The sequence below is a fragment of the Frankia sp. CcWB2 genome (assembly GCF_977927585.1).
Map to the genome: position 1 here is coordinate 7,248 of NZ_CDWRCM010000212.1, position 448 is coordinate 7,695.

The following is a 448-nucleotide window of genomic DNA, read 5'->3' on the forward strand; positions in this document are numbered from 1 at the left end:
CACCGGCAGGCCATCCCCCGGTCGGACGACCCGCGCCGGCGCGACGACCGGCCCTGCCCGACTACCGTTCAGAAGTGGAGGTACGCCGACGACCCAGAACGAGGGGGATGACGCGATGACCCCGCCGAACGCGGGCGCGCCGGCGCTCGTCACCGTGGCTTCACCGACCGATCGGACCGAGCTGGCCATGCCCACGACGCAGACACCGACCCAGACCACCGGGACCAGCATCAGGGTGGCATTCGCCTTCGACCATGCCGGTGGCGGGGTGCTGTCCCCCGCAACCTGCCTGTGGCTGCTCGGGAACGAGCAGCTCGGCCGGGTGGCGTTCCGGGCGGACGGGGAGGTCCTCGTGCTGCCGGTGAACTACGTGATGGACGGGGAGGCGGTGGCCTTCCGGACGGCCGTGGGCTCGAAGCTGACCGCCGCGATCGAGGAGGACGCGGTT

At 71.9% G+C, this 448-nt stretch carries 1 protein-coding gene; it reads left to right on the plus strand.

Annotation, left to right across the window (positions count from 1 at the left end; all coding sequences use genetic code 11):
* Positions 1-115 precede the first annotated feature (115 nt).
* A partial coding sequence (locus ACY45C_RS18380; protein WP_462188811.1) for a pyridoxamine 5'-phosphate oxidase family protein occupies positions 116-448 on the plus strand: 333 nt, incomplete at its 3' end.